Origin of the sequence: Plantactinospora sp. B24E8, from assembly GCF_039871735.1 — a bacterium.
In the GTDB taxonomy this organism is placed as follows: Bacteria; Actinomycetota; Actinomycetes; order Mycobacteriales; family Micromonosporaceae; genus Plantactinospora.
In genome coordinates, this window is sequence record NZ_JBDPMH010000032.1 from 62,397 (window position 1) to 83,705 (window position 21,309).

Annotated in this window: 19 protein-coding genes; 7 read left to right on the forward strand and 12 right to left on the reverse strand. The window is 72.2% G+C overall.

All coding sequences use genetic code 11. The features are described from left to right. The first annotated feature begins 75 nt into the window (after positions 1 to 75). Positions 76 to 2,409: an esterase-like activity of phytase family protein gene (locus tag ABGB21_RS29915; RefSeq protein ID WP_347680578.1), complete on the forward strand. Its 2,334-nt coding sequence runs from the start codon at positions 76 to 78 to the stop codon at positions 2,407 to 2,409. Between the two features lie 114 nt (positions 2,410 to 2,523). On the opposite strand, the gene ABGB21_RS29920 is transcribed toward ABGB21_RS29915, so the two are convergent. The 4 genes from ABGB21_RS29920 to thrS form a co-directional block, all read right to left on the reverse strand. Beyond that, a complete protein-coding gene (locus tag ABGB21_RS29920; RefSeq protein WP_347680580.1) occupies positions 2,524 to 3,360 on the reverse strand; it encodes a helix-turn-helix transcriptional regulator in 837 nt (278 codons plus the stop codon). A 23-nt stretch (positions 3,361 to 3,383) separates the two neighbouring features. Then, positions 3,384 to 4,313, reverse strand: a complete 930-nt coding sequence (locus ABGB21_RS29925) for an SDR family oxidoreductase (RefSeq protein ID WP_347680582.1) — start codon at positions 4,311 to 4,313, stop codon at positions 3,384 to 3,386. A gap of 329 nt (positions 4,314 to 4,642) precedes the next feature. Beyond that, on the reverse strand, positions 4,643 to 5,125 hold the full coding sequence (locus ABGB21_RS29930) for an HIT domain-containing protein (RefSeq protein WP_347655975.1): 483 nt from the start codon (positions 5,123 to 5,125) through the stop codon (positions 4,643 to 4,645). A 241-nt stretch (positions 5,126 to 5,366) separates the two neighbouring features. Further along, on the reverse strand, positions 5,367 to 7,412 hold the full coding sequence (thrS, locus tag ABGB21_RS29935; protein WP_347680584.1) for a threonine--tRNA ligase: 2,046 nt from the start codon (positions 7,410 to 7,412) through the stop codon (positions 5,367 to 5,369). A gap of 116 nt (positions 7,413 to 7,528) precedes the next feature. Between thrS and ABGB21_RS29940 the strand changes: the two genes are divergently transcribed. The 4 genes from ABGB21_RS29940 (at position 7,529) to ABGB21_RS29955 (ending at position 13,586) form a co-directional block, all read left to right on the forward strand. Beyond that, complete coding sequence (locus ABGB21_RS29940) at positions 7,529 to 8,680, forward strand: class I SAM-dependent methyltransferase (RefSeq protein ID WP_347655952.1); 1,152 nt, start codon at positions 7,529 to 7,531, stop codon at positions 8,678 to 8,680. Between the two features lie 176 nt (positions 8,681 to 8,856). Next, complete coding sequence (locus ABGB21_RS29945) at positions 8,857 to 11,340, forward strand: glycoside hydrolase family 3 N-terminal domain-containing protein (RefSeq protein WP_347680586.1); 2,484 nt, start codon at positions 8,857 to 8,859, stop codon at positions 11,338 to 11,340. A 135-nt stretch (positions 11,341 to 11,475) separates the two neighbouring features. Then, positions 11,476 to 12,165, forward strand: a complete 690-nt coding sequence (locus ABGB21_RS29950; RefSeq protein WP_331217042.1) for a response regulator transcription factor — start codon at positions 11,476 to 11,478, stop codon at positions 12,163 to 12,165. A gap of 29 nt (positions 12,166 to 12,194) precedes the next feature. Next, entirely contained in the window at positions 12,195 to 13,586 is a 1,392-nt protein-coding gene (locus ABGB21_RS29955; RefSeq protein WP_347655955.1) for a HAMP domain-containing sensor histidine kinase, read from the forward strand. A 421-nt stretch (positions 13,587 to 14,007) separates the two neighbouring features. Here ABGB21_RS29955 and ABGB21_RS29960 read toward each other — a convergent pair whose 3' ends face one another. Together ABGB21_RS29960 and ABGB21_RS29965 are read right to left on the reverse strand one after the other, a co-directional pair. Beyond that, positions 14,008 to 15,027: an adenosine deaminase gene (locus ABGB21_RS29960; protein WP_347655956.1), complete on the reverse strand. Its 1,020-nt coding sequence runs from the start codon at positions 15,025 to 15,027 to the stop codon at positions 14,008 to 14,010. A 12-nt stretch (positions 15,028 to 15,039) separates the two neighbouring features. Continuing rightward, on the reverse strand, positions 15,040 to 15,930 hold the full coding sequence (locus ABGB21_RS29965) for a methyltransferase domain-containing protein (protein ID WP_347680588.1): 891 nt from the start codon (positions 15,928 to 15,930) through the stop codon (positions 15,040 to 15,042). A 127-nt stretch (positions 15,931 to 16,057) separates the two neighbouring features. Between ABGB21_RS29965 and ABGB21_RS29970 the strand changes: the two genes are divergently transcribed. Then, on the forward strand, positions 16,058 to 17,041 hold the full coding sequence (locus ABGB21_RS29970; RefSeq protein ID WP_347655959.1) for an aldo/keto reductase: 984 nt from the start codon (positions 16,058 to 16,060) through the stop codon (positions 17,039 to 17,041). 47 nt (positions 17,042 to 17,088) lie between these two features. Continuing rightward, complete coding sequence (locus tag ABGB21_RS29975; protein WP_347655977.1) at positions 17,089 to 17,322, forward strand: hypothetical protein; 234 nt, start codon at positions 17,089 to 17,091, stop codon at positions 17,320 to 17,322. A 123-nt stretch (positions 17,323 to 17,445) separates the two neighbouring features. Here ABGB21_RS29975 and ABGB21_RS29980 read toward each other — a convergent pair whose 3' ends face one another. The 6 genes from ABGB21_RS29980 to ABGB21_RS30005 form a co-directional block, all read right to left on the reverse strand. Then, positions 17,446 to 17,649 carry a cold-shock protein gene (locus ABGB21_RS29980; RefSeq protein ID WP_007075740.1) on the reverse strand — a complete coding sequence of 68 codons (204 nt, stop codon included), beginning with the start codon at positions 17,647 to 17,649 and terminating at the stop codon, positions 17,446 to 17,448. A 292-nt stretch (positions 17,650 to 17,941) separates the two neighbouring features. Next, complete coding sequence (locus ABGB21_RS29985) at positions 17,942 to 18,643, reverse strand: LppX_LprAFG lipoprotein (protein ID WP_347655963.1); 702 nt, start codon at positions 18,641 to 18,643, stop codon at positions 17,942 to 17,944. 62 nt (positions 18,644 to 18,705) lie between these two features. Further along, a complete protein-coding gene (locus ABGB21_RS29990; RefSeq protein ID WP_347655965.1) occupies positions 18,706 to 18,978 on the reverse strand; it encodes a DUF4235 domain-containing protein in 273 nt (90 codons plus the stop codon). 108 nt (positions 18,979 to 19,086) lie between these two features. Then, a complete protein-coding gene (locus ABGB21_RS29995; protein ID WP_347655966.1) occupies positions 19,087 to 19,398 on the reverse strand; it encodes a DUF3618 domain-containing protein in 312 nt (103 codons plus the stop codon). Continuing rightward, the gene (locus ABGB21_RS30000) at positions 19,395 to 19,826 is read right to left on the reverse strand and encodes a phage holin family protein (protein ID WP_347655967.1); all 432 of its coding nucleotides are present in this window, start codon (positions 19,824 to 19,826) and stop codon (positions 19,395 to 19,397) included. Before ABGB21_RS30000 ends, ABGB21_RS29995 begins: the two co-directional genes overlap by 4 nt. Before the next feature lie 250 nt (positions 19,827 to 20,076). Next, the gene (locus tag ABGB21_RS30005) at positions 20,077 to 21,306 is read right to left on the reverse strand and encodes a mechanosensitive ion channel family protein (protein ID WP_347680597.1); all 1,230 of its coding nucleotides are present in this window, start codon (positions 21,304 to 21,306) and stop codon (positions 20,077 to 20,079) included. Between the last annotated feature and the right edge of the window lie 3 nt (positions 21,307 to 21,309).

Genomic DNA, 21,309 nt, shown 5'->3' on the forward strand with positions numbered 1-21,309 from the left:
TCATCTCACGGCCGGCTGCCGCTCGCTCCTCCGTGTCACCTTCCGAGCCGGAAGCCCAACGTCAACGGAGAAGTGATGCCCTCGAAGAAGAGATACGGGGCGCTGGCCGCGGTGGCGGTCGCCGCCGGCACCATGGCCGTCGCCACCACCACCGTGGCCGGCGCCGGCACCGCCCCCGCCGGCAAGCACCACCCGGCTCCGCAGCTCGCCTTCGACCGGACGGCCACCTACCCGGTGTTCCAAAACCGGCCGGCGGGCGAAGACCCGGCCAGCCCGACCGTCGCGGAGATCTCCACGGTCAGCGCCGACGGGCGGACCCTGATCTACACCGACGCGCTGGCCCGGCGGATCGGTTTCCTGGACATCACCGATCCGGACCGGCCGCGCGGCCTCGGCACGCTCTCCCTGACCGAACTCGGCGACGCCGAGGACGAGCCCACCTCCGTCGCGGTGGTCGGGCCGTATGTCCTGGTGGTGGTCAACACCAGCGCCGACTACACCGACCCGTCCGGTCGGCTCGATGTGATCCGGCTCGCCGACCGCAAGCGGGTGACCAGCTTCGACCTCGGTGGTCAGCCCGACTCGATCGCGATCAGCCACGACCGGCGGTATGCCGCGATCGCGATCGAGAACGAGCGGGACGAGGAAGCGACCCCGGCCGGTGGCGAGGAGGGCGACCTGCCGCAGGCGCCCGCCGGCTTCGTGCAGATCGTCGACCTGACCGGCGGTACGCCGACGGGCTGGCGTACCCGGAAGGTGGCGCTGACCAACCCGGACGGCACCGCGCTGCCGGCGCTGACCGCCGCCGGGCTGGCCGGACCGACCGACCCGGAGCCGGAGTACGTCTCGATCAACAACCGGAACCAACTCGCGGTGACCCTGCAGGAGAACAACGGCGTTGCCCTGGTCGACCTGCCCAGCGGCCGGATCACCACGGTCTTCGGGGCCGGCACCGCCACCGTCCGGGGCATCGACACCGAGGACGACGGCGGAATCAACCTGACCGGTTCGATCACCGACATGCCGCGCGAACCGGACGCGGTCGCCTGGATCGACGACCGCTACCTGGCCACCGCGAACGAGGGCGACTGGCGGGGCGGCAGCCGCGGCTGGTCGGTCTTCGACAGCCGGACCGGCCGAGTCGTATGGGACGCCGGCAACGGTTTCGAACGGCTCGCGGTCGAGTACGGCCTCTTCAACGAGGACCGGTCGGGCAAGAAGGGCACCGAACCGGAGGGCATCGCGGTCGCCGAGTTCAACGGTGTCCGGTACGCCTTCGTCGGCTCGGAGCGGAGCAACTTCGTGGCCGTCTACGACCTGAGCCGGCCGACCGCGCCGGTGTTCCGGCAGGTCCTGCCGGCGACCAACGGCCCGGAGGGGCTGCTGCCGATCCCGTCCCGGAACCTGCTCGCGGTCTCCAGCGAGGAGGACGACGCCTCGGTCAACGTCCGGGCCTCGGTGACGCTCTACCGGTTGGGCAAGGGTGCGCCGAGCTTCCCGACCATCGTGTCGGAGCCGACGCCCCGGGGTGGGGTGCCGATCGGCTGGGGTGCGCTGGGCGCGCTCTCCGCCGTACCGGGCAAGCCGCACCTGCTGCACAGCGTGACCGACGCGGCGTACTCACCGACCCGGATCCTGACCGTCGACCCGAGGCGGGAGCCGGCGCGGATCATCGGCGAGCTGACCGTGAAGGCGGCGGACGGCACCCCGGTCGGCTACGACGCGGAAGGGATCTTCACCCGGCCGCAGGGCGGGTTCTGGCTCGCGGTCGAGGGTGCCACCGGCGCCGGCAACCAGCTGGTCCGGCTGGACGCCGCCGGCATGACCCGGCAGGTCGTGGCACTGCCGGCGGAGGTCGCCGCCGGCCTCGGCAAGCAGGGCCTCGAGGGCGTCACCGCGACCACCGACAGCCGGGGCCGGGAGATCGTCTGGGTGGCGCTGCAGCGCGAGGTGGCCGGCGACCCGACCGGGGTGGTCCGGCTCGGCCGCTACGACGTGGCGGCCGGTACCTGGAGCTGGTACGGCTACCGGCTGGAGAGCACGACCACGCCGGGCGACTGGATCGGCCTCTCCGAGATCACCGTGGTCGGCGACCGGCTCGCGGTGATCGAACGGGACAAGCTCAACGGCCCGGCCGCAAAGCTGAAGCGGATCTACACCGTGGGACTGCCGCGCACCGCGGCGGCGCCCGGTCCGCTTCGGGTGCTGCCGAAGACCCTGGCCTACGACGTCCTGCCCGACCTGCGGGCGACAAACGGCTGGACCCAGGAGAAGCTGGAGGGACTGACCGTGGCCGGCGACGGCCGGGTGTACGCGATCACCGACAACGACGCCGTGCAGGACGCGACCGGGGAAACGGTCTTCCTCCGCCTCGGCGATAACCGGAAGGTGTTCGGGACGAAGCGCTGACCCGGAAGCTGTCGCTCGGAACGGCCGTCGGGATCCTCTCGGCGGCCGTTCCCGTGCTCGGGCCCTCCTCCGACCAGGTCGCCACCCGGCCGGGCGTGGATCCGCTCCGGCCGGTCAGATCTGCTGGCCGGCGACGACCGAGAGGAGCTGGAGTTTCTCGTGACTCTCGGTTCCCGGTGTGGCGGTGAAGACCTGCAGCAGCTGGGACTGGTCGGGGTCGACCAGCACCTGGCAGTGCAGTTCGAGGAGGCCGACCTGAGGGTGGTGGATGCGTTTCGGACCGCAGTACGGGCCCGGTACCGGATGTTTCTGCCAGAGCTCGGCGAACTCCGGGCTCGCGGCGAGCAGCGTCCCGACGACGGCGGCCGCCGCCGAGCTCGCCCCGTCCCGGGTGTACGCCCGGTGCAGGTCCGCGGCGAGCAGTCGACCGTGCGCGGCGTGGTCTTCTGGAAGGTAACTCCGACGGGCGTCCGGGTCGGTGAACCAGCGGTAGTGCAGGCTGCGCGCCATACCGGAGTAGCCGGTCTCGTCGCCGAGCAGCGTGCGGGCCAGGCGGGTCTGCCGGAGCGTCTCGCCGAGATCGCTCACCACCTGGGCGGCGGCGCCGTCGAGCCCGTCGAAGATCCGCATCATCCCCGGGTTGACGTGGTCGGCGCGGCGCACCCGGCGCGATGTGGCGTACCCGCCGAGTCGGAACAGGTGGTCCCGCTCCTCCAGCGAGAGCCGTAGGCCACGGGCGATCCCGGCGAGCACCTGCTCGGAGGGGTGCGGACCGCGCTGCTGTTCGATCCGGCTGTAGTAGTCGGTCGACATGTCGCTGAGCGCGGCAACCTCCTCGCGACGCAGCCCGCCGGTACGCCGCCGCCGGTGTCCCCGGGGCAGCCCGACATCCTCCGGTTGCAGGGCCTCACGTCGAGTCCGGAGGAACTCGGCGAGACGCTCACGGTCCATGATCGCTCCTTCGGCTCCGTGTGTCAGCGGACGAACTCCACCTGGGCCAGTCGTTCCGAGACGTCCCAGAGCCGGGCCGCCTCGGCTTCGTCCCGGGCGGAACGGTAGAGGGCCAGTTCCTTCGGCCCTCCGGTGAACTGTCCGAGGCCGTCCGGGCCGTAGAACCTGCCGCCTCGCGCCCGCGAACTGGTCGCGGCGTAGAGGGCGGGCAGCAGACCAGCCTCCACGTCCTGCACGAACAGGCCCCAGCGGAGCAGCCGTCGCATGACGGCCTCCTGCCGGGAGGGCCGGGACCGGCCCAGGTTGGGGCCGGAGGCGTACAGGTTGGTCAGGGTGGTGCCGGGGTGGGCCACGTTGCTGCTGATGCCCCAGCCGGCGGTCCTGCTGCGTCGGTCCAGTTCGAGGCCGAAGTGCAGGGTGGCCAGCTTCGACAGGTTGTATGCCCGGACCGCCGAGTACTTCCGCTCGCTCTGCAGGTCGGTCCAGTCGATCTTCGCGAACCGGGCGGCGCTGCTCGACATCGTGGTGACCCGGGCCTGCCCGGCGCTCAGCAGCGGCAGCAGGCCGGCGGTGAGCGCGACGTGGCCCACGTGGTTCGTCCCGAACTGCAGCTCCAGGCCGTCCTGGGTGGTGTGCCGGGTAGGCGGTGCCATCACTCCGGCGTTGTTGACCAGGAGGTGGACTGGACGGCCCTCCGCGTGCATGGTGTCGGCGAATGCCCGGATCGAGGCGAGTGAGGCGAGGTCGAGGCTCCGCGTCGAGATCTCCGCCCCCGGCACCACCGCGCGCACCTTTTCGACAGCCGCTGCCCCCTTGTCCGGGTTGCGAACCGGAAGCACCACCTCGGCACCGGCCTGGGCGAGCCGCCTCGCCAGCCCCAGCCCGAGTCCGTCACTGCCGCCGGTCACCACGGCGAGCTTCCCGGTCAGATCGGGTACGGTCACGTCCTTCACAACAACTCCCTGCTGGACGATGTTTCCTTCGTTGCGGAGCCCACGGTCGCACCAGGGTTGACCGGTAACCAGGTGCGGCCCGTCCAGGGATCGGTTGTCCCTGGCGAGGCCGTGAGCACGCGCTCCGAGGATGGTCCGGACCGCGCGGGTCCCGGGCGCCGCGCGCCTCGAACTCCGCGGTGATCCGGCGCTGCGCGGGTTGACTCCGGCCAGGGAGACGGCGGAGCCGAGGACGGAGGCAGCGGCTGTGACGGCTGCGTGCCGTGTCACCGGATCGCGCGGATCCGGCCCGAATGACCGATCCGGGGGGCCGTCCGGCAGCCGCGCTGTCAGTCGACCCGCGCGGGCCAGGCGGCCGCGAGCAGCGTACGGGTGTCGGCCAGCAGTTGCGGCAGCACCTTGGTACGACCGATCACCGGCATGAAGTTGGCGTCCCCGCCCCACCTCGGCACCACGTGCTGGTGCAGGTGGGCGGCGATTCCGGCGCCGGCCACCCCGCCCTGGTTCATCCCGAGGTTGAACCCGTGGGCGTTGCTGACCTGTCGGATCACCCGCATCGCGGTCTGGGTGCAGGCGGCCAGCTCGGCCGTCTCGGCGACGTCCAGCTCGGTGTAGTCGGCGACGTGCCGGTACGGGCAGACCAGCAGGTGCCCCGGGTTGTACGGATAGAGGTTGAGCACCACGAAGACCCGTTCGCCCCGGTGCACCACCAGGTTGTCGTCGCCCTCCCGTTCCGGGGCGAGGCAGAACGGACAGCCGGTCGGCTTCTCGTGCCCCTCCCCCGGTCGGTCGTCACCGGCGATGTAGGTCATCCGGTGCGGGGTCCAGAGCCGGTCGAGTCCGTCGGCTGTGCCGATCTCCGCGTGGGGCGCCGCGCCTGTCACGCCGACGATCCTACGACCGCCCTCGGATCGGCGACTCACCCCGGCCCGGCGCCCACCGCCGAGCCGGAACCGGGGCGGGGCCGGGTGACCCGCGTCGGGATCAAGCCTGACCGCCCAGAGCGGGGCACCCCGGCCCCGCCCCACCCCCACGACCCGCCCGGGGCCCGGCTCACTCGTCGGCGGCCACCACCGGCTCGGCGCTGGGGCCGGAGTTGGTCCGGGACCGGACCACCTCGACCACGTGCGCCACCGCCTCGGCCAGCGGTACGCCGTTGCGCTGCGACCCGTCCCGGTAGCGGAACGAGACCGCGCCCGCCTCCACGTCGGCGTCACCGGCGATCGCCATGAACGGGATCTTCTGCTGCTGGGCGGTCCGGATCTTCTTCTGCATCCGGTCGTCGGAGGTGTCGACCTCGGCGCGGATCCCCTCGGCGCGTAGCGCGGCGACGAACTCGGCCAGGTGCGCCCCGTGCTCCTCACGGATCGGGATGCCGACCACCTGGACCGGGGCGAGCCAGGCCGGGAAGGCGCCGGCGTAGTGCTCGGTCAGCACGCCGAAGAAGCGTTCGATCGAGCCGAAGAGCGCCCGGTGGATCATGACGGGCTGCTGCCGGGTGCCGTCCGCGGCCTGGTACTCCAGGCCGAACCGGGCCGGCTGGTTGAAGTCGACCTGGATGGTGGACATCTGCCAGGTCCGCCCGATCGCGTCCTTGGCCTGGACGCTGATCTTCGGCCCGTAGAAGGCCGCGCCGCCCGGGTCCGGGACCAGCTCCAGTCCGGACGCCTCGGCGGCGGTCCGCAGCGCCTCGGTCGCCTCGGTCCAGTCGGCGTCGGAGCCGATGAACTTCGGCGAGTCGTCGCGGGTCGACAGCTCCAGATAGAAGTCGTCGAGGCCGTAGTCGCGGAGCAGGTCGAGGACAAACGCCAGCAGCGTGGTCAGCTCACCCGGCATCTGCTCCCGGGTGCAGTAGATGTGCGAGTCGTCCTGGGTGAGTCCGCGTACCCGGGTCAGGCCGTGCACCACGCCGGACTTCTCGTACCGGTAGACGGTGCCGAACTCGAAGAACCGCAGCGGCAGCTCCCGGTACGACCGCCCGCGTGCCCTGAAGATCAGGTTGTGCATCGGGCAGTTCATCGCCTTGAGGTAGTACTCCGCACCCTCCAGCTTCATCGGCGGGAACATGGTGTCGGCGTAGTACGGCAGGTGGCCGGAGGTCTCGAACAGGTTGGCCTTGGTGATGTGCGGGGAGTTGACGAACTCGTACCCGGACTGTTCGTGCTTGATCCGCGAGTAGTTCTCCAGCTCGCGGCGGATGATGCCGCCCTTGGGGTGGAAGACCGCCAGGCCGGAGCCGATCTCGTCGGGGAAGCTGAACAGGTCCAGCTCGGCGCCGAGCTTGCGGTGGTCGCGCCGGGCCGCCTCCTCCAGCAGCTTCAGGTACGCCTTGAGCTGGTCCCGGGTCGGCCACGCGGTGCCGTAGACCCGCTGCAGCTGCGGGTTTCGCTCGTTGCCCCGCCAGTACGCGGCGGCGGAGCGCATCAGCTTGAACGCGCCGATGAGTCGGGTGTTCGGCAGGTGCGGTCCCCGGCACAGGTCGGACCAGCAGACCTTGCCGCTGTCGGCGTCGAGGTTGTCGTAGATGGTGAGGTCGCCGGCGCCGACCTCCATCACCTCGCCGGCGTCGAGCCCGCTGCCACCGGTAGAGTCACCGGCGCCCTTGATGTCGATCAGTTCGAGCTTGAACGGCTCGTCGGCCAGTTCGGTTCGGGCCTCCTCCAGGCTGTCGAACCGGCGCCGCCGGAACCGCTGGCCGGACTTGATGATCTCCTGCATTCGCTTTTCGAGCTTGCCGAGATCGTCCGGCTGGAACGGCCGGTCGACGTCGAAGTCGTAGTAGAAGCCGTTGTCGATCGGCGGCCCGATGCCGAGCTTCGCCTCCGGGAAGATGTCCTGGACGGCCTGGGCGAGCACGTGCGCGGTCGAGTGCCGCAGCACGTTGAGGCCGTCCGGGGAGTCGAGCCGGACCGGCTCGACCGGGGTGTCGACGTCCGGGATCCAGTCAAGATCGCGAAGGTTTCCCTCCGGGTCGCGGACCACCACGATCGCTCCGGGGCCGCTGGCCGGCAGTCCGGCCGCGGCCACCGCGTCGGCCGCCGTCGTCCCGGCCGCGACGACGACGGGGTCGGCCACGACAGGGGTACGGGCTTCGGACACGACGGCTCCTTCGATCTGGACGAATCGGACCACACCGGTTCCCCGGCTGTGGGAGATGCTATCGGTCCTGCGTTTTCCTCCTGCCGGCACCGTGACCTCGGCGTTAGATTGACGCCGTGACCGCCGTGGACGCCATCAGCGCGCTGCAACGCAGATACGAGACCTTCTTCGCCAGCCAGCCCGGGGTGCCGTTCGCGGTCGCCCCGGCCGGCGGGCCGGCCCGGACCCTCGGCACCGGCGACCCCCAGTTCACCATCGTGATCAAGGACGAACGTGGCGCGAAGGCGCTGGCCGCGCTCGACCAGTTCGCGGTCGCGGTGGCATACCTGCAGGGTTCGCTGGACGTGGACGGCGACCTCGCCGCCGCGCTGCGGATCCGGTCCTTCTTCAGCGACCGCCACCCGATCGCCTTCCTCGGCCGGTTCGTCCCGGCGCTGGTGCGGGGCCGGCGGGAGGACGACCGACGGTCGATCTCCCACCACTACGACGAGGACTCCGAGTTCTTCCTGACCTTCCTCGACCGACGGCACCGGTGCTACACCGAGGGGGTGTTCGCCTCGGATGACGAGCCGCTCGAGGACGCGATGACCCGAAAGATGGACCTCGCGCTGGAGGCGATCGGGGTCAAGCCCGGCGACCACGTGCTGGAGGTCGGCGGTGGCTGGGGCGCCTTCGCCGAGCACGCCGCCCGCAGGGGCATCCGGGTCACCACCACGACCCTGGCGGCGGAGTCGGAGCGTTACCTGGTCGACCTGTTCGCCCGGGAGCGGCTGCCGGTCCAGGTGGTACGGCAGCACATCTTCAACTACTCGCCCGGTGAACGGTACGACGCGATCGTCAACATGGGGGTCACCGAGCACCTGCCGGACTACCGGACCACCCTGCGCAAGTACGCCGAACTGCTCCGTCCCGGCGGCCGGGTCTACCTCGACGCGCTGGCGATGCGCCGCAAGCACGTCGTCTCGACCTTCATGAAGCGGTACGTCTATCCGGGCGCCTCCGCCCCGCTGCTGCTGCACCAGTACCTGCGGCACGTGGCGCACTCCCCGTTCGAGCTGCTGAGCCTGGTCGACGACCGGCACAACTACTACCTGACGTGCCGGGAGTGGGCGCGTCGGCTGGACGACGCCCGGGACGAGATCGCCCGACGCTGGGGCGAGCCGCTGTACCGGCGGTTCCGGCTCTTCCTCTGGGGTTCGGCGGCCGGTTTCGACACCGGACTGGTCCAGGCGTACCGCTGGGTGCTGCAACTGCCGCCGGCCCGGTGACCGGCCGGCCCGGGCCAGGGGCCGCGGCGGGCGGGCGACACCCCAGTTGACCCTGGGAGCGCTCCCGAATATGGTCGGTCCGAGCCGGTCGAACGACAGTTGTCGATCCATGCGGTCCCGTACGACGGGGAGCGGCGCCGGACGTGCGGAAACCCGCCCGCCCGAGAGGACCTCCCGTGCGCCCGCGAACCGTCGCGCTCCCCCGCCTCCTGCTGATCGTCACCGCGTTGACCCTGGTCGGGGTCGGCGTACCCGCCCCGCCGGCGGACGCCGCCGCCCTGCCGTACCAGGACCCGGGCCGCGCCGTGCCGGACCGGGTCGACGACCTGCTGGCCCGGATGACCCTGGACGAGAAGATCGGCCAGATGACCCAGGGCGAGCGGGCCTCGGTCACCCCGGCCGACATCACCACCTACCGGCTCGGCTCGGTGCTCTCCGGCGGCGGCTCCGCACCGACCCCGAACACCGCCACCAGCTGGGCGGAGATGTACGACCGGTTCCAGAACGCCGCGCTGGCGACCCCGCTGGGCATCCCCATGATCTACGGCTCCGACGCCGTGCACGGGCACAACAACGTGGTCGGCGCGACGATCTTCCCGCACAACATCGGCCTCGGCGCCACCCGCGACCCCGAACTGGTCCGCCGGATCGGCCGGGCCACCGCCGAGGAGGTCGCCGGCACCGGCGTCAACTGGACCTTCGCCCCCTGCCTCTGCGTGGTCCGCAACGACCGGTGGGGCCGCTCCTACGAGTCCTTCGGCGAGCGGCCGGACCTGGTCAGCTCCATGACCACGGTGGTCGACGGGCTGCAGGGCGCGACCCTGGACGCCCCGGGCTCGATCCTGGCCACCGCCAAGCACTACCTCGGCGACGGCGGCACCACCAACGGCACCGACCAGGGCAACACCCAGCTCTCCGAGGCCGAACTGCGGGCCGTACACCTGCCGCCGTTCGCCGAGGCGGTCCGCCGGGGCGTCGGCTCGGTGATGATCTCCTACAGCAGCTGGAACGGACAGAAGCTGCACGGCCACGCGTACCTGATCAACGACGTGCTCAAGGGCGAACTCGGCTTCGACGGCTTCGTCGTCTCCGACTGGAACGGCATCGACCAGCTCGACGGCGCCACCGGCTTCACCGCCGCCGAGGTACGCCAGGCGGTGAACGCCGGCATCGACATGGTGATGGCGCCGACCGGCTGGCGGCAGTTCATCACCCAGCTGCGGGCCGAGGTGCAGGCCGGACGGGTCAGCCAGGCCCGGATCGACGACGCCAACCGGCGGATCCTGACGAAGAAGTTCGAACTGGGCCTCTTCGAACGACCGCTGGCCGACCGGTCGTTCACCCCGACGGTGGGCAGCGCCGCCCACCGGGCACTCGCCCGGGAGGCGGTGGCCCGGTCACAGGTGCTGCTGAAGAACGACGGCGACATCCTGCCGCTGGACCCGGCGGACAACCGGATCTTCGTGGCCGGGAAGAGCGCCGACAACATCGGGTACGCCAGCGGCGGCTGGACCATCTCCTGGCAGGGCGGCAGCGGGGCGATCACCCCGGGCACCTCCATCCTGCAGGGGATCCGCAACGCGGTCGACCCGTCGACCACGGTCACGTACAGCAGCTCCGGCAGTGGGATCGACAACTCGTACCGGGCGGCGATCGCGGTGGTCGGCGAGACGCCGTACGCCGAGGGGCGTGGTGACCGGCCGAGCGGGATGGGGTTGGACAGCACCGACCTGAACACCCTGAACACACTGCGTGCCGCCGGGGTGCCGGTGATCGTCGTACTGGTCTCCGGCCGGCCGCTGGACGTCGCGGGGCAGGTGCCGAACTGGGCCGCCCTGCTCGCGTCCTGGCTGCCCGGCACCGAGGGAGCCGGCGTCGCCGACGTACTCTTCGGCGGGTACGCCCCGACCGGCCGGCTGCCGGTGAGCTGGATGACGAGCGCCAGCCAGCAGCCGATCAACGACGGCGACGGCAAGACCCCGCTCTTCCCGTACGGCTTCGGGCTGGGCTACGACAGCGGTCCCGACCCCGAACCGCCGGTCGACACGAGCGCGCCGACCGCTCCGGGCACCCCGGTCGCCACCGGCACCACCGCCTCCGGCACCACCCTGAGCTGGCCGGCCGCCACCGACAACGTCGGCGTCACCGGCTACCGGGTGTACCGGACCAGCGGCGGCACCCAGACCCTGCTCGGCACCGCCAGCGGGACGACGTACCAGGTCACCGGGTTGGTTGCCGGGACGACGTACCAGTTCCAGGTGGTCGCGGTCGACGCCGCCGGCAACGTCTCGGCGCCCTCGCCGACGGCGAGCGTGACCACGACCGGCGGGACCGGCGGGCCGGCCTGCCAGGTCACCTTCCGGGTCGACCAGTGGGATCCCGGGTTCACCGCGAACGTGACGATCCGCAACACCGGCCCGACCGCACTCACCGGCTGGACCCTGACCTTCACCTTCCCCTCGACCGGGCAGCGGATGGTCCAGGGCTGGTCGGCGCGGTGGTCCCAGTCCGGTACGACGGTGACCGCGACGAACGAGTCCTGGAACGGCAACCTGGCCGTCGGCGCCACCGTCGGGATCGGGTTCAGCGGCACCCACACCGGGGTCAACCCACCGCCCACCGACGTCACGCTCAACGGCCAGCCCTGCGGTCTGGGCTGATCCGGGTCGATACCCGGGCCCCGGACCGGGCGTCGCCCCTGGTCCGGGGGCCGGTCGGGGTGGGCCGGCCCCCGGACCGCCCCGACCCGCCGGCCGCCGATTCACCCGACTTGCCATGGGCAGTACGGTCATCAGGTGGCCACGGTGCTTTTGGTCGAAGACGACCATGTCGTACGCGGAGCGATGCTGCGCTCCCTGGCCGACCGCGGGCACGCGGTGCACGCGGTCGGTACGGCGCTCGATGCCCTGCGCCGGGTAGCCGCCCAGACCCCCGACCTGGTCGTCCTCGATCTCGGGCTGCCCGACCTGGACGGCGCCGACGCGCTGCGCATGCTGCGTGGCATCACCGACGTACCGATCATCATCGCCACCGCCCGCGACGACGAGCAGGCGATCGTCCGGCTGCTGCGCGCCGGCGCCGACGACTACATGGTGAAACCCTTCACCGGGGCGCACCTCGACGCGCGGATCACCACCGTGCTGCGCCGGGTCGGCCGGGCCAGCCGCACGGTGGAGCCGGCGGTGCACGCCGTCGGCGGGCTCCGGGTCGACGTCGGCGAACGCAGCGCCCACCTGGACGGGGTGCCGCTGGCCCTGACCCGTAAGGAATTCGACCTGCTGGCCTACCTCGCGGCCCGACCCGGCCGCGTCGTGTCCCGCCGGGAACTGTTGGAGGAGGTATGGCGGCAGCCATCGGTCGGCGAGGATCAGACCATCGACGTGCACCTGTACTGGCTCCGCCGCAAAATGGGCGAGTCCGCGGCGAAGCCGCGCTACCTGCGCACCGTGCGGGGGGTCGGGTTCCGGTTGGTGGTACCGGACTGAGGCTCGCCCTGGCGTACCTCGGCGCCGGGATGACCACCATCGTCGCACTGGCCTTCCTGATCCCCCTCGGTACGGCGTTGCAGCGCGACGCCCGGCAGGAGGCGCTCGGCGACGCGGCCCGACGCAGCGCGCTGGTCCGGGGTGCGTTGTCGGTCAGCGCCGACCCGGCGGCGGTACGCCAGGTGATCAGCACCGCCGGTGCCAACGCGGCGGCCCCACCGGTCGTGCACGGCCTGGACACCGGCGGCACCCCGCGCGCCGAGGCGGCCGACGTCGACCGGGCGGTCCGGGAGGGCACCCCGGTCGTCGCGGACGTGCCGGGCGGGGTGGTCCGACTGGAGCCGGTGCCGGTCGCCGGCCGGGTCCTGGTCGTCGAGGTCTTCGTCACCGAGGCTGCGCTGACCGCGGGGACCGGGGGCACCTGGCTGATCCTGATCCTGGTCGCGATCGGGCTGGTGGTGGCCTCGGTGATCGTGGTGGACCGGCTGGCCGCCCGGGCGGTCGCCTCGGCCCGGGGGCTGGTCCAGGCCGCACTCGCGGTCGGGAACGGTGACCTCGGGGTACGGATCCAGCCCAGCGGTCCCCGGGAACTGGCCGAGGCCGGGTACGCCTTCAACCGGATGGCCGACCGGCTGGTCGTCTCCCGCACCGACGAACGGGAACTCGTCGCCGACCTGTCACACCGGCTGCGTACGCCGCTGACCGTACTGCGCCTCGACGCCGACGCGCTCGACTCCGACGACACCAGTGTCGGCTCGTTCAGCGCCGCCGAACTCGACCGCCGACGGACCATCCGACGGATCCGGCAGGCGATCGTGACGCTGGAGGGCGAGATCGACGTACTGATCAACACGACCCGCAAGACGATCACCCAGGAGGCGGCGCCGGGTGACTGCGACGCCAGCGAGGTGGTCCGGGACCGGATGGTGTTCTGGTCCGCGCTCGCCGGTGACCAGAACCGCGACCACCGGGTGCTCGGCGCGCACACCCGGATCCCGGTCCCGGTCCCCCGGGCCGAGCTGGCGGCGGCGTTGGACGCGGTGCTGGGCAACGTGTTCCGGTACACCCCGCAGGGCACCGCCTTCGAGGTCGCGGTCTCCCGCCGGGACGGCTACGTCGCGATCCGGGTCGACGACGCCGGACCGGGCATCGCGGATCCGGACCGGGCGCTACGCCGGGGCGCCAGCGACCAGGGCTCGACCGGGCTGGGGCTGGACATCGCCCGCCGGGTGGCCCAGCAGGCGCACGGCTCGGTCAGCATCGACCGGGCCCGGCTCGGCGGCGCCAGTGTGGTGATGCTGCTGGCCGATCCGGACGCGGCGCCCCGCCAGGTAAGCCGGTTCGGGCTGGTCGGACGGCTCGCCCGGGAACGGGATTCCGGCACCCGCCGACGCTGGGGCCGGCAGGGCTCGGACAGCTGAACCGAGCAAAGTTCTGGTTGGCCGCAAGTCTTCCTTAGGACTGACTTAACGACGGACCACCCCGGCCCGCCCGCTGGCACCATCAGAGGCGATCCCATCCCGCTCCACCGGGCCACAACCCACAGATGTCCGCCCCAACCCGGCCCGGGGAGTCACGCGCGCGGCGGGGACACGGTCCCCCACACCAGGTTCCCGCCGCGCGCGATCAGCACCACACCGGCGGCGTCGTTGCCCGACCGCCGCCACGGGCAGTGTCGCCCCCCTGATCGCTGGCCCGGCGCGGCCGCCCGCAGCACCCCGCGCCGGGCCAGCCTACGTGTTCGGTGCCGGGAAGGGGCCCTTCCTGGCGCCGGGCGCTGGCCGGCGACGCGGAAGCGACCCCTCCCGACGGCAGGGCGGACCAGGACGGTCGAAACGGGCGTCAGGCCGAGGCGAGGTAGGCGTCGATCTCGGCGGTCAGCTTGGCCTTCTCCGGCTCCGGCAGGAACGACACCGTGACCGCGTTACGGGCCAGCCCGGCCAGCCCGGCAGGGTCCAGGCGGAGCAGGTGGGCGGCGACCGCGTACTCGTCGTTCAGGGTGGTACCGAACATCGGCGGGTCGTCCGAGTTGATGGTCACCAGCACACCGGCCTCGACGAGCCGGGGCAGCGGGTGATTCTCGATCGTGGTCACCGCCCGGGTCCGGACGTTCGAGGTGGGGCAGACCTCCAGCGGAATCTGCCGCTCGGCGAGGTACTCGAGCAGTCGCGGGTCGCGGGCCGCGGAGATGCCGTGCCCGATCCGCTCGGCGCCGAGCTCACGCAGCGCGTCCCAGACCGTCTCCGGCCCGGTGGTCTCGCCGGCGTGCGGTACGGAGCGCAGCCCGGCCGCCCGCGCCTGGTCGAAGTACGGCTTGAACTGCGGCCGGGGTACGCCGATCTCGGGACCGCCCAGCCCGAAACTGATCAGCCCGTCCGGTCGCTCGTCGAGGGCGATCCGCAGGGTCTGCTCGGCCGCCGGAAGTCCCGCCTCGCCCGGGATGTCGAAGCACCAGCGCAGCACCACGCCGAGTTCCGCCTCGGCCGCGACCCGGGCGTCCTCGATCGCCTCGCAGAACGCCGGCGCCGGGATCCCCCGGTGCACGTGCGAGTACGGCGTGACGGTCAGTTCGGCGTACCGGACCTGCTGCCGGGCCAGTTCCCGGGCCACCTCGAAGGTGAGCAGCCGGACGTCGTCCTGGTCGCGGATCAGGTCGACGACGCTGAGGTAGATCTCGACGAAGTGGGCGAAGTCCCGGAACTCGAAGTAGCCGGCGAGCGCCTCCGGATCGGCCGGCACCCGGGTCCGGCCCTCGTGCCGGGCGGCGAGTTCCGCCACGATCCGTGGCGACGCGGAACCGACGTGGTGGACGTGGAGTTCGGCCTTGGGTAGTCCGGCGATGAAGGCCGACAGGTCGGTCACGGAGATCTCTCCCTAGGATCGGGCGCCGGTACGGGCGACGAAGAAGATACGGCGGAACGGGAAGGACACCAACCCGTTTCGGACCGGGTAGGCGGCCGAGAGCCGGTCGCCGAGCACGCGGCGGAAGTCCGTCCACGCGGCGTCGTCGAGGACGGCTCGGACCGGCCGCAGTCCGGTCCCCTCCAACCAGCTCAGGACCGGGTGTACGGCGTCGTCGCGAGCCGGTAGCAGGTGCACGTAGTTAGTTTCCCAGGCGTCGACCTGGCAGTTCGCGTCGGTCAGCAGCGTGGCGTAGCCCTCCGCGTCGTCGACCGGCCCGTCGGATCCGGACGCCCGCCCCACCGGGTCACCGGATCCGACGGCGACCGGCGGGTGCGGACCCGGCAGGCCGGTCCCGCCGGCGGGGCCGTGGCGGAGCACCGGGGCGACCACGTCGCGCCAGGGGGGTTCGGCGGCGAGGGTGCGCAGCGTGCGGTGCGAGGGGGCGTCGAAGTTGCCGGGGACCTGGACCGCGAGCCAGGCGCCGGCGGGCAGGTCCCGGGCCCAGCGCCGCAGCAACTCCCGGTGACCGGGAACCCACTGCAGCACGGCGTTGCAGACCACCACGTCGACGTCGGGGCCGGGCACCCAGTCCCGGACGTCGGCCACGGAGAACTCGATCCGACCGGCGGACGCGGCAGGCCGTTTCCGGGCGACGGCCGCCTCGATCATCTCGGGGGCCGAGTCCAGGCCGAGGACCCGGGCACCGGGCCACCGGTCCGCCAGGGTGAGGGTCAGGTTGCCGGGGCCGCAGCCGAGGTCGACGACGGTACGCGGCCGCTGCGCCCCGATCCGGGCGAGCAGGTCGTGGAACGGCCGGGACCGTTCGTCGCCGTACCTGAGGTAACTGGTCGGATCCCACATGACGTCCTCCACTCCGCGCCGGTAGATCCCAGCTCCCGGACCATGCCATACCGTACGTACGTCTTGCTAAGCGTACGCCGTCCGGCCCCGGACCGTCCGGCACCACTCCCGGGATAGGCTTCCCGCCGTGGAACAACGCAACTTTGCACGCCTGGACCGTCTGGTCGGCGTCGTCGGACTCGGCGCCTGGCAACTCGGCGCCGACTGGGGCCAGGTCAGCGAATCCGAGGCCCTGGCCATCCTGGACGCCGCCGTCGACGGTGGCGTCACCTTCCTGGACACCGCCGACGTCTACGGCGACGGACGCAGTGAGCAACTGATCGGCCGGTTCCTGCGCCAGCGCCCCGACGCCGGGCTCACCGTCGCCACCAAGATGGGCCGCCGGGTGCCGCAGACCCCCGAGGCGTACACGCTGGAGAACTTCCGGGCCTGGACCGACCGCTCCCGAAGCAACCTCGGCGTCGACGTCCTCGACCTCGTGCAGTTGCACTGCCCGCCCACCCCGGTGTTCCACACCGACGCGGTCTTCGACGCCCTGGACACCCTGGTCGCCGAGGAACGGATCCGGGCGTACGGGGTCAGCGTGGAGACCTGCGACGAGGCGCTCGCCGCGATCGCCCGGCCCGGGGTGGCCAGCGTGCAGATCATCCTCAACGCCCTGCGCCACAAGCCGCTGGAGCGGGTCCTGCCCGCCGCGTCCGCCGCCGGGGTCGGCATCATCGCCCGGGTCCCGCTGGCCAGCGGGCTGCTCTCCGGCCGGTACGACGAGAACACCACCTTCGGTGCCGACGACCACCGCACCTACAACCGGCACGGCGAGGCGTTCGACGTCGGCGAGACCTTCTCCGGAGTGGACTACCGGACCGGGCTGGACGCCGTACGCCGGCTGCTCCCGCTGGTCCCGGACGGCGCCACGATGGCGCAGTTCGCCCTCCGGTGGATCCTCGACCAGGCGGGCGTCACCGTGGTGATCCCCGGTGCCCGCAACGCCGACCAGGCCCGGGCGAACGTGGCCGCCGCCGACCTGTCCCCACTGCCGGCCGAGGCGGTGAAGACGGTCGCGAACGTCTACGACGAGCTGATCCGCCCCCAGGTCCACCACCGCTGGTGAGTACGCCGGAGGACGCCGGGCCCGCCCCGGCCGGAGAGGGGACGACGATGCGCGGCTGGCTCCCGCTCACGCTGGGGCTGCTCGCGATCGTCGTCGGCGCGCTCTGGACCCTGCAGGGGCTGGGCCGGCTGGCCGGCAGTGTGCTGACCGGCGAGACGGTGCTGGCGGTCGTCGGCCCGCTGCTGGTGGCCGCCGGGGTGGTCCTGCTCCGGGTCGGCCTGCGCGCCCGCGCCGACGGTCCGCCGTCCCGGGGTTCGGCGTTTCCGGGCTCCACGTCCTGAGTGGACGATCCGGCCGGCTCCGGACATCCGGCCCCCGGACACGCGTCGAGCCCCGCACCTGCGGGGCTCGACGTGGATCCGTATGAATCGTCACCCTAGGCCGGGGCACCGGCCGTCACGGAATCAGATGGGGCGAACCTGCTCAGCCTGCGGCCCCTTCTGGCCCTGAGCGATCTCGAACTCCACCCGCTGGTTCTCCTCCAGCGTGCGGTAGCCGCTGGTCTGGATGGCCGAGAAGTGGACGAACACGTCAGCACCCCCGCCGTCGACGGTGATGAAGCCGAAGCCCTTGTCTGCGTTGAACCACTTCACGGTTCCCTGCGCCATGTGTATCTCCTTCTAAAACTGGCGGCCGAGCACGCCGTGCGGCCGGTTGGCCGTTTTCGAGCAGCGGCGCCTTGAGTCGGCCCCCACGAAGGAGGACTTCCCTCGACCCACACTGTCTCAACAGCGTGGAACAGCAAACCACGTACGCAAAAACTTCGCATAGCCTACCCGACGAAATTCTCCGACATGTGACCTGAGAAGACCGTCGGACGCCCGCCGGCCATCGACCGGAGGGCAGGGCGTACGCCCGCCGAACCCGTGCCGAAGCTGCTGGTAAACGGTGGAACGACGGTCACCGTGGGGTGCGGATGGTCACCGGGATGTCGTAGTCCGAGAAGGTCACGGTCACCGTGCCGGACCCGCCCGGCCCGGGGAACGTGACCCGGTGCAGCAGTGGCCGGTCGACGCCGATCCAGAGCGTGCCGACGACGTCGCCGTCGACCCCGGGGGCCAGTGTCGCGAGGGCGGCACCGGGCAGGGTGCCACGGATCCGGTACGCCGGTACGCCGTCGATGCTCTCCCGGGCCTCGGTGCTGCCGCTGGCCGTGGCCACCAGGTTGGCCACCCCCCGGTCGGTGGAGAGGATCGCGGAGGGGTCGTAGATGCTGGCGGCGACCGACAACGGCACCCGTTGCCAGCCCCTGGTGAGGCCGTTGACGTACAGGCTGTCGCCCTTGACCACGAACGACAGGCGCAGCGGCGCACCCGCCTGGCTGAGCCGTGCGGTCCCCTCCGCCTCACCGTCGGCGGTGAGCACGCCCTCGGCGGAGCTGATGTCGAGCAGGGTGGCCGAGCCGTCGGTGGTGATGGTGAACCGCGCGCTCCGCACCGTCCTCAACTCGGTCGCCGCGGCCGTCAGCAGTTCGTCGGCCCGCGGCAGCGAGGAGGCGGCGCCGGTCTCCCCGGCCGGCGCCGGCGTCCGGTCCCCGGTGCAGGCGGTGGAGAGGGCGAGCAGCAGGGACAGCGCCCCGGCGAGCGCGAGGGATCGTCGCATAGCCGAAGCGTACTCACGACCGCCCGGTCGGCCGGTCCAGCGACCGGTGGAGCCGCCGACGGTCAGTCGGGCCAGCGACCGGTGACCCGCCGGACGCCGACCGCGCCGCCACGGTCCACGGCGGCCCGGACCACCGCGAAGATCGCTCCCTGCAGCGCCGCGGCGGCCAGGATCTCGCCCCAGCCCCGGTGCTCGTCCGTGGCGTCCGGGGCGTCACCGTCGCCGGAGGCGAACTTCCACACCTGTCGGAACACCGCACCGGCCGCCACCCCGGCGGCCATGCCCAGCAGGATGCCCACCGGTCGGTAGGCCACCTTGCTGACCGTCCTGCTCATTCGCGTGCCCTCCCTCAGGCCCCACCCGGACCGACCGGTCGTCGGTCGGATACCTCATCCGACGGGCCCGGGCCGGTCGGATACCTCAACCGCCGGTGGCCGGGCCGGTCACCCTCGTCTTGCCCGGGCCACCAGCAGCAACGCCGCCAGCGCGAGCGCTCCGGCGGCGGCGACCACCCAGGGCACCGGATGCCGCAGCGCCACCGATCCGGCGTCGTGCACGGAGGTCCGGACCGACGTCGTGGTCCGCGCGGCCCGCTGTCGCATCCGGGCGCGGGTCTGCGCCGCCGATCCCCTGATCCGCGCCTTGACGTCCGCCTTGGCCGCCAGCGCCTGCACCGTCTCGCCGAGTTCGGCCCGGGTCTGCCGGATCTCGGCCCGTAGCGCCTCGGGATTGCCGCTTCCGTTGCTGCGGTTCATGCCTGTCCCCTGTCCCGCACCGCGGAGGCGACCACCCGTACGTCGGCCCGGAGACTGTCCGCCGTCGCGGTCGGCACCGGCGGCACCGCCCGACGGAGCCGCCGTCGCCCGGTCAACGCGACCACACCGGCGACCAGGAACAGTCCTCCCGCCACCACCAGCGCCGCCGCCCAACCGGGCAGCACCAGCGCGAGTGCCAGCACCGCGGCGGCGGCCAGCACGCCGAGCCCGCAGAGGGCCAGCACCCCGGCACCGCCGAACAGCCCCGCCCCGATCCCGGCCTGCCGCCCCTTCTCGGCGAGCTCGATCCGGGCCAACGCCAACTCGTCGCGGACCAGCCGCGACAGCTGCTCGGTCGCGCGCTGCACCAGTTCCGCGGTGGACTGCTCCGCGACCGGTCGGGCGGAATCGCGTACGACATCAGCCATGCTGTCCTCCTCATCCGGTCCCTGGGGTGTATGCCCCGGTCGCCCGCCGTTCAATCCTGATGTCCGGACCGGGAGGCGGCGTGCCGACAGCACACCCGGCACCCCCGGTTCGCCGCTCCGCCTCGCCCGGGGCGGTCCGGACCGCCCCGCGGAGTTCCGTTGTCGTAAGTGTCCGCCACGGACCGGCCCGATGACGGCTGATCGGGCAGGTCGGAAGGGTGGTACGGCGAACCGGGCGCGGCGGGGCGGGTCAGCGCGGCGGGGCCTCCGCCGGTTCGTCCGGACCGAGGAAGGCACTGCTGCGCGCCTCGCCGTCGTCGTCGCCACCGAAGAGGCGGGCGTCGTCCGGAGGCTCGTGTTCCGTCGTACGCCGTCCGGCGGGCTGGCGTCCGGACGGCGCCGAGGTGGGGGCCGGTGGCCGCGTCCACTGCCAGGGCAGCCGGCCGGACGCGTCGCCGACCTCGGTACGCAGCCGGGGCAGCGCCGTCGGCCGCTGGTCACGCAGCCACCCGACCAGGTGCTCCCGGACCAGGCAGCGCAGGTCCCACAGGCGCGGCGCGTCACCCGCGCTGACCAGGGCCCGCAGTCGGACCACACCGCCGACCGCGTCGGTGACCTGCAGTACGCAGGTCCGCCCGTCCCACAACTCGGTCCCCTCGACCAGGCGACGCAGTTCCTCCCGCATCGCCTGGACATCCACCGACCAGTCGACCTCGAACTCGGCGGTGCCGAGCACGGCGGCCTGGGTACGGGTCCAGTTCTGGAACGGCTTCGTGGTGAAGTACGACGTCGGCAGGATCAGCCGTCGGTCGTCCCAGATCTGCACCACGACGTAGCTGAGGGTCAGTTCCTCGATCCGACCCCACTCCCCCTCGACCACCACCACGTCGTCGAGCCGGACGGCGTCGCTGAACGCGAGCTGGACCCCGGCGAAGACGTTGCCGAGCACGCTCTGCGCGGCCAGCGCGGCGATCGCGCCGATCACCCCGGCCGAGGCGAGCACACTCGCGCCGATGCCCCGGACCTCGGGGAAGGTCATCAGCATCACGCCGACGGTGAGCACCACGATGACCGCGATGGTGATCCGGCGCAGCATGACGATCTGGGTGCGGATCCGGCGCGCCTGCCGGTTGTCCGGTACGTCGATCCGGAACCGGGCCAGCGCGGTGTCCTCGGTGACCAGCAGCAGCGACGCGACCAGCCAGGCGACGGTCGCGATGACGGCCAGGACGAGCAGGTGCAGCAGGGTCCGGCGCCAGTGCGTGCCGACGCCGTACCCGGTGCTGAACCGGATGCCGAACTGCAGTGCGACCACGGTGGCCGCCACCTGGAACGGACGGTGGGCGTGCTCCGACAGCTCGGCGAGCAGTACGGAGCGCCGGCCGAGCCGGCGCACGATCCGGTGGACCAGTTCCACCACGACGAGCGCGAACGCCGCCGCGCCGACCGCGATCACGACCGTCCAGAGGTAGCTGTCCAAGAT

Bases quoted from the DNA above. Each gene is read 5' to 3' on its own strand.
- ABGB21_RS29915 (WP_347680578.1), top strand. From the start codon at position 76: ATGCCCTCGAAGAAGAGATACGGGGCGCTGGCCGCGGTGGCGGTCGCC.
- ABGB21_RS29920 (WP_347680580.1), bottom strand. From the start codon at position 3,360: ATGGACCGTGAGCGTCTCGCCGAGTTCCTCCGGACTCGACGTGAGGCC.
- ABGB21_RS29930 (WP_347655975.1), bottom strand. From the start codon at position 5,125: ATGACCTACATCGCCGGTGACGACCGACCGGGGGAGGGGCACGAGAAG.
- ABGB21_RS29955 (WP_347655955.1), top strand. From the start codon at position 12,195: ATGACCACCATCGTCGCACTGGCCTTCCTGATCCCCCTCGGTACGGCG.
- ABGB21_RS29965 (WP_347680588.1), bottom strand. From the start codon at position 15,930: ATGTGGGATCCGACCAGTTACCTCAGGTACGGCGACGAACGGTCCCGG.
- ABGB21_RS29975 (WP_347655977.1), top strand. From the start codon at position 17,089: ATGCGCGGCTGGCTCCCGCTCACGCTGGGGCTGCTCGCGATCGTCGTC.
- ABGB21_RS29980 (WP_007075740.1), bottom strand. From the start codon at position 17,649: ATGGCGCAGGGAACCGTGAAGTGGTTCAACGCAGACAAGGGCTTCGGC.
- ABGB21_RS29985 (WP_347655963.1), bottom strand. From the start codon at position 18,643: ATGCGACGATCCCTCGCGCTCGCCGGGGCGCTGTCCCTGCTGCTCGCC.
- ABGB21_RS29990 (WP_347655965.1), bottom strand. From the start codon at position 18,978: ATGAGCAGGACGGTCAGCAAGGTGGCCTACCGACCGGTGGGCATCCTG.
- ABGB21_RS29995 (WP_347655966.1), bottom strand. From the start codon at position 19,398: ATGAACCGCAGCAACGGAAGCGGCAATCCCGAGGCGCTACGGGCCGAG.
- ABGB21_RS30000 (WP_347655967.1), bottom strand. From the start codon at position 19,826: ATGGCTGATGTCGTACGCGATTCCGCCCGACCGGTCGCGGAGCAGTCC.